Annotated in this window: 1 pseudogene; it reads left to right on the top strand. The window is 47.7% G+C overall.

What is annotated here, in order from left to right:
* Positions 1-559 (top strand): annotated as a pseudogene (locus MMY95_RS15645) (beta-galactosidase small subunit); the annotation flags it as partial.
* Positions 560-622: the final 63 nt, after the last annotated feature.

The raw sequence follows: 622 nt of genomic DNA, 5'->3' as shown, positions 1-622 counted from the left end.
AACTTATACGGTGACAGCAGATGGTCAAATCAACGTTGCCACCCATTATAGCGGTCAGTCTGATTTGCCAGAGCTACCCGCATTTGGTCTGCGGTTTATCATGCCAACTACCGCGACCGGCTTCGACTATACCGGTTTGTCCGGTGAGACTTATCCTGACCGGCTGGCTGGCGCAACACACGGGCAATTCCACGTTGACAGTCTACCAGTCACACCATACTTGGTCCCACAAGAATGCGGTATGCACATGCAAACTGAACAAGTGACAGTAACGCGATCAACAACACAAAATAACGCTGATCATGACAACACACCGTTCAGTTTGACATTTAGCCAAGCCGATGCACCATTCGCCTTCAGCTGCCTCCCCTATACCGCCGCTGAGCTAGAAAACGCAACACACATGGAAGAATTACCATTAGCACGGCGAACGGTCTTATCAATCTACGGTGCCGTTCGTGGGGTCGGTGGTATTGATAGTTGGGGAACGGACGTAGAAGCCCCATATCATATCCCCGCTGATCAAGACATTGACTTCAGCTTTAACATTCATTTTTAAAAATTAATTTGATTTCAAAAGAACGCTCCGGCAAGTTATTTGCCAGAGCGTTCTTTTAGATTA

It is taken from the genome of Lactiplantibacillus sp. ME-2 (assembly GCF_022549155.1).
In the GTDB taxonomy this organism is placed as follows: Bacteria; Bacillota; Bacilli; order Lactobacillales; family Lactobacillaceae; genus Lactiplantibacillus; species Lactiplantibacillus plantarum.
Note: the sequence above shows the minus strand (reverse complement) of the source record. Positions and strands in the feature narration are given on the sequence as shown.